5 protein-coding genes are annotated in these 5,992 nt (G+C 75.6%); all 5 read right to left on the reverse strand.

Features of this window, described 5'->3' with window-relative positions; genetic code table 11:
• Window positions 1–1,602, reverse strand: a 1,602-nt coding sequence (locus Q7T67_RS18400; RefSeq protein WP_304793220.1) for an MFS transporter, incomplete at its 3' end; no start/stop codon positions are given.
• 80 nt (window positions 1,603–1,682) lie between these two features.
• A complete protein-coding gene (locus tag Q7T67_RS18405) occupies window positions 1,683–2,633 on the reverse strand; it encodes a hypothetical protein (protein ID WP_304793223.1) in 951 nt (316 codons plus the stop codon).
• Window positions 2,634–2,850: 217 nt separating this feature from the next.
• Window positions 2,851–4,875 (reverse strand): hypothetical protein, encoded by a 2,025-nt coding sequence (locus Q7T67_RS18410; protein ID WP_304793226.1) that lies wholly within the window; start codon window positions 4,873–4,875, stop codon window positions 2,851–2,853.
• Window positions 4,872–5,267 carry a cupin domain-containing protein gene (locus Q7T67_RS18415; RefSeq protein WP_304793229.1) on the reverse strand — a complete coding sequence of 132 codons (396 nt, stop codon included), beginning with the start codon at window positions 5,265–5,267 and terminating at the stop codon, window positions 4,872–4,874. The genes Q7T67_RS18410 and Q7T67_RS18415 overlap by 4 nt, the downstream gene beginning before the upstream one ends.
• Before the next feature lie 14 nt (window positions 5,268–5,281).
• A complete protein-coding gene (locus Q7T67_RS18420) occupies window positions 5,282–5,968 on the reverse strand; it encodes a TetR/AcrR family transcriptional regulator (RefSeq protein ID WP_304793232.1) in 687 nt (228 codons plus the stop codon).
• Window positions 5,969–5,992: the final 24 nt, after the last annotated feature.

A 5,992-nucleotide genomic window follows, 5' to 3' on the forward strand; every position in this document is an offset into this window, starting at 1 on the left:
GCTCCCGCCGGGTCCGTCCGGCGCCGCGTCCGGGGCAGCGTCACCGGGGCCGCCCGCGGGGGCGCCCGGGCCCGGGGCGCCCGGGCCCGAGACCACGAAGTCCTGCTTGCGCACGAGGACGAACGCCCCGACCGAGCCGACCAGCGCGACCGCCGCGGTGATCAGGAACAGCGTGTTGAGGCCGGAGACGAACGCCGCGTGGGCGACGTCGCGGATGCGGTCGACCTGCTCGGGGCTCGCCTGCACGGCGATGCCCTTCAGCGCGGCCTCGGTCTGGCCGGCGGTGACGGCGGCCGACAGGTCGTCGGCCCGCGCCGCGGCGGGGGTGCCGGCCAGGCCGCTGGTGATGCCCGCCTCGACCTTGTGCTGGAAGACGGCGCCGAGCGCCGCGACCCCGCCGGCGATGCCGACCTGCCGGAACGTCGAGTTGATGCCCGACGCCATGCCGGAGCGCCGCGGCTCGACGACGCCGATGGCGGTGGACGCCAGCGGCGGGTTGACGAACCCCGAGCCGATGCCGGCGATCGCGAAGCCGAGGATCAGGACGGTCCACGGGTCGTCCGGCTCGATGCCGTGCATGAGGATCAGGCCGATGCCGACGAACCCGAGCCCGCCGCCGAGCAGCAGGCGCACAGGGACCTTCGTGGTCAGGCGCCCGGCGATCGGGCCGCAGAGGAACGTCAGTCCGGTGATCGGCAGGAAGCGCAGGCCGGCCTCCAGCGGCGAGTAGCCCAGCACGCCGCCCTGCAGGTAGAGCGTGAGGTAGAGGAAGAGCGCGAAGAGCGACGCCGACATGCAGAACGCGGTCAACGACGCGCCGAGGAAGGTCGGCTTGCGCAGCAGCCGCAGGTCGAACAAGGGGTTCTCGCGCCGCAGCTCGACGGCGACGAAGGCCACGAGCAGCACGACCGAGCCGATCAGGCAGCCGAGGATCTGCGGGCTCCCCCAGCCCTCCTTGTTCGCGTCGACCAGGCCGAAGATCAGCAGGAACAGCGCCCCGGCGAAGAGGAGCGCCCCGGCCCAGTCGATGCCGGCGTCGTGCGGATCCTTGGACTCCGTGATCTTCGACAGCGACAGCGCGATCGCGGCCGCGCCGATCGGCAGGTTGACGAGGAAGACGGCCTGCCAGCCGAACGCGTCGGTGAGGACGCCGCCGGCCAGCGGGCCCAGGGCGACGGCCGAGCCGGTCACCGCACCCATGATCCCGAAGGCGACCCCGCGCTCCTTGCCGTGGAACGTCTGGGCGATGATCGCCAGCGAGGTGGCGAACATCATGCCGCCGCCGATCCCCTGCACGCCGCGCAGGAGGTTCAGCATCAGCGGCGTCGTCGACAGGCCGCAGCCCAGCGACGAGAGCGAGAAGACGACCAGCCCGATGACGAAGACGCGGCGCCGGCCGATCAGGTCGGCGACCGAGCCGGCGACCAGCAGCGTCGAGGCCAGCGTCAGCGTGTAGGCGTTGATGACCCACTCGAGGTTCGAGAACGACGAGTCCAGGTCCGACGCGATGTCCGGTAGCGCGACGTTCACGATCGTGACGTCGATCAACAGCATGAAGACGCCGGTCGCGACGGCGACGAGGGCCAACCACTTGCGGTCCATGGGGCCGCCTCTCTCTGGGAAACGCTACGGAGCGTAGCGATCCGCGGCCCGGGCGCCGGACCGCGGCCGGAGACCCCGGTTCAGCGCGCCGCCAGGCGCAGGCTCCGGCGCGCCTGACCGGTCCGGCCGTTCTCGTCCTCCACCCGCAGGGTCGTCGAGATCAGGCCGACCCGGCGCGCCCGCCGCAGCTGCGCCGCGGAGAGCACCCAGGTGAAGGTGTGTCGCGCCGCGGCCTGCAGCTCGACGGCGCCCTTGCCGAGCGTCCGCCCCTGCAGCGCCGAGCGGACCTGCAGCTCGCAGCGCGCCCCGCCGGACGGGCAGCGTGCCGTGACCTGCAGCCGTCGACCGCGCAGGCGCACGACCGGTCGGCCGGGCTTCAGCGCCGCCGGTGCCTTCGCCGCACGGCGCGGCCCGCGGGCCAGGAGGCGCGGAGCCGCGACCCGCGCGGCCACCGAGCCGCCGGCCGGGACCGAGAAGGAGAACCGCGCGACCGCGACGTACGCGCGGCCGACGACGAGACGCGAGGGGTCGATCGCCAGCGGTCCGGAGGTGTGCTTCGCGCCGTCGAGCGGCACGGCGGCCGCCGGGAGCTCGGCCACGGTCCCGCCGCCGACCTCCTCGAGCCGCACCGACGTCGTCACGGTCCCGCCGGACCCGTCCGCGCGGCTGTCGGCGGAGAGGGTCAGCGACGCGGTGCCCGACGGGTTCGCGCCGTCGTAGGGCGTGGGCTCCGAGCGGCTCTCGGCCACCACGCGCGGCGGCGCGACGGGCAGGCCGGTGACCCGCAGCCCGGTCGTGCCGGCGTCGGGGCCGGAGCCGACGGGCGCGAAGGGCTGCACCAGCGGGCAGAGGACGAGCACGCAGTCCGGCGTGGCGGCCGGTGGTCCGAGCGGCAGGACGTAGAGCGTGTCGCGCAGCGTCAGGCGGCCGTCGTCGGGCGTCTGCGCCCCCGCCGCGGGGCCCCCGGCGAGCAGCGCGACCAGCGCCGTGGCGCCGATCGTCGTCGTCCTGCCTCTCGCCCGTCCCGTCATGCCGCCGCCTCCTGGAACCCCGCGCACGCGACGGACGCCCCGCCGCGGGACGCCCGGCACCGGCCGGTCGGCGCCAGGGTACCCCAGCGATCGCGCGGGATGGGCCGGGTCGCGGACCCGCCGGAGGAACCGGGTCCGGCGGCCGCGCGAACGCCCGCGGGCGCGTGACCGGCCGCGCCTCGGCCGCGGGGGCCACCGGCCCGGCGGCGCCCGAGCCTCAGCCGCAGAGCTTCTCGGCGAGCGGACGCGCGATCGTCGGCGCCAGGCGCACGTCGATGCGTCGGCTGGCTCCCGCCGGGACGGGGAAGAGCACCTGGGCGACGCGCCGCGTGCTGGTCGACGTCGACAGCGGCGCCACGGACGCCAGGCGCAGTCGCGCGTCGGCCGGCAGGCGGCAGAGCCCGACGCGGTAGCCGCCGCGGCGCGCGTCGACGAGGAGGCCCCGGACGCCCTTGGCGGGGATCGGCTTCGAGGCCAGCCGGACGGTCGTGCCGTCGGCCATGACGGCGCTCACGCGCGCCGCCGAGCCCCAGGCGGGCAGTCGCACGGTGGCGTCCGCGTCCTCGATCGACTTCACGGAGCGCAGGACGTCCACGCCGTCCTGGTCGAAGCGCTGGTCGACCCGGATCGTGCCGGCGGAGCCCTTCGAGGTGCCGTAGGCGCGCAGCCCCTCCGTGAACGTCCCGCGCAGCGGGAGCCCGCCGCCGAGCGTGACGCGCAGCTGCTGCGTCCCGGCCTGGCGCAGGTTGCGCCCGGGCTCGCTGTCCAGCACGACGCGCCCGCGGACGGTGAGGTCCAGGCCGAACGCCGACCGCGCGCTGCCGCCGGTGCCCGAGACGGGGTCCCCGGCGGCGCCGAAGAGCCGGGACATCTCGATCCCGCCGATGTCGTCGGTCGGGTGGCGGAGCAGCAGGCCGGTGGAGTAGCGCTTCGTCGACACGGCGAGCCGACCGGCGTCGGGGTCCCAGGCGAACCAGCCGGGCGGCAGGACGTCCTTGCGGGACCCGAAGCCCAGCTGCGCGAGGCGCGCGGCGTGCGACGCGAACCGCGCGGCGGTGAAGATCGGGTCGGCCTCGGCGGAGGCGTCGCGCCCGACGACCCCCCACAGACCGGTCTCGAGCAGCCCCGTCCGCTGGCGCCCGGCGTAGATGTCGTAGGTCTCGAGCGCGCGCTGGGCGATCCACGTCGCCCAGGCCGCCTCCGGCGCCGAACCGGTCAGGCGCGTGTTCGTGGCCAGCGTCTCGACGCCCTGCAGCGCGAAGGCCCAGTACCGCGTGAGGTGCCAGCGGCGGGTGCCGAGGCTCGTGTCCCAGTTCAGCGTGCCGGCGTGGGTCCAGTCGCCGTAGAGCGTCCGCTGGCCCCAGAGCTTCAGCCGCGCCTCGTCGTCGGGGGACAGCGGGGCCATCCCGGCGGCGACCGCGAGGTCGTAGTGGCGCAGGCCGGAGTAGATGAGGTTCTCGTACTCGCTCGACGAGAGCAGGGCGGGCCCGAGCGACCCGGCCGCGCGCGGCGAGTAGATGAGCCCCAGGCCGCCGTTGAGGAAGGCGGTGCGGCCCTCGGTCAGGGGCGCCCGGGTGCCCTGCACGAAGCGCATGAGCTGCAGCCGGTACTGCTCGAGGTACTGCGGGTCGCCCGACACCTTGTAGGCCGCCATGGCCATGTCGCCCTGCCAGTTGAACTGGTTCAGCAGCATCGCCGGGTAGCGGTAGAAGCCGGAGTCGGCGACGGAGCGGATCCGCTCCACGATGCGGTCGGCGACGTCGTCGGGCATGCCGACGGCCTTGCGGACCTCCCACGCCGACGCGAGCGCGGAGGCCACCTGCGGGTCGATCGCGACGTGCTGCGCGCCGGGGCTCGAGGTCGACGACGACCAGCCCGGGATGTGTGCCTGCCCGCCGTTGCGGGATTCCGGCGGCGTGAGGAAGGCGGGCGCGCGGGTCAGGACGTCGGCGAGCGCGACGACGCGGTCGTCGTGCCGCGAGGCGCCCTTGTGCCGGCTGCGTGCCGCGGCGGCGTGGACGGCGAGCATGTTCGCGTCGAGCCGCACGTCGTCGTCGTTGCCGACGGGCAGGTACGTGCTGCGGCCGGCCTGCCAGCGCGGCTCGATCTGCGCCTGCCGACGGTCCACGAAGTCCCAGAGCCCGGCCTGGTCCCACTGCTTGGCGGCCCGGGCTGGTGACGGCGCCAGGCCGCCGGCGAGCAGCGCGGCGAGGAGCAGCAGCGCCAGGAGTGGTCGCCTCACGTGGTGGACCCGGGGTGCGGGACCTCGGGCTCGAGCAGCTCGGTGTCGGCGTCGGAGTACGGCGGCGCGCAGCAGCAGAGGAGGACGAGATCCTGCTCGGCGGAGTCGTTGAAGAGCTTGTGCGGCGTCCCCGGCGGGATCACGACGCAGTCGCCCACGCCGACCTCGCGCTCCTCGTCGCCCAGGCGGATCCGGCCCGCACCGGCGACGAAGTAGTAGAGCTCCTCGGAGACGTGGTGCACGTGCGCGGTCGTGGCGCCCGTCGGTGGGACGCGCGCCTCGGCCAGCGACTGGTTGTCCGTGGGCAACGACACCGGCCCCGCGACCTCGCGGATCGTGGAGCCGTCCTTCGTGGTGAAGGGCGAGGCGTCGGCGAGGTTGCCCAGGTGCATCGGCGCCGACCCTACTAGCGGCCCCCGTCGACCCGCGGCACACGATCGCCCGCCTGCACGGTCGCGCCCGTGGCCCTGCGGCACACGGCGCGCAGCCCGTCCAGCAGGGCGTCGTCGGGCTCCGGGGCCGGGACCGCCCGCGGCGAGACCGGGCCGACGAGCGCCTCCCCCACCGCGCCGACGAGGGCGGCGGCGGTCAGCTCCGCGTCCTGCGGCGGCAGCGCGCCGGCGTCGATGGCCTCGACCAGCAGCCCGGCGAGCAGGTCGCGGTAGGTGCGGCGGTACTCCAGCCGGACCTCGTCGACCAGCGCGTCGACGGGCTCCGCCAGGAGCGCCCAGGCCAGCGTGCGGTTCTGCAGCGCGCGGCGGGCGAAGACGTCCAGCGGGGCGAGCACGCGCTCGACGGGGTCCGGTCGGTCCGTGCCCTCGACCGCCTCGACCGCCGCGCGCATCGCCCCGACCTCGCGTCCGCACACGTCGCGGAAGACCTCGACGAACAGCTCGGCCTTCGACCCGAAGTGCCGGTACAGGGTGCCGGCGGCGACACCGGCCCCGACGGCGATCGCAGCGACGGACGCCCCCGCGTAGCCGTGGTCCTCGACGACGGTCCGCGCGGCGGCGAGCAGGCGCTCCCGGGTCGGGGCGACGTCGGCGGCGCGCAGCGGCGTGGCCGCCGCGGCGCCGCCGGGCAGGGCGCTCACGCGGGGAACGCGCGATCGACGATC

This window comes from Patulibacter sp. (assembly GCF_030655195.1).
Lineage (GTDB): Bacteria > Actinomycetota > Thermoleophilia > Solirubrobacterales > Solirubrobacteraceae > Patulibacter.

Bases quoted from the DNA above. Each gene is read 5' to 3' on its own strand.
- Q7T67_RS18415 (WP_304793229.1), bottom strand. From the start codon at position 5,267: ATGCACCTGGGCAACCTCGCCGACGCCTCGCCCTTCACCACGAAGGAC.
- Q7T67_RS18405 (WP_304793223.1), bottom strand. From the start codon at position 2,633: ATGACGGGACGGGCGAGAGGCAGGACGACGACGATCGGCGCCACGGCG.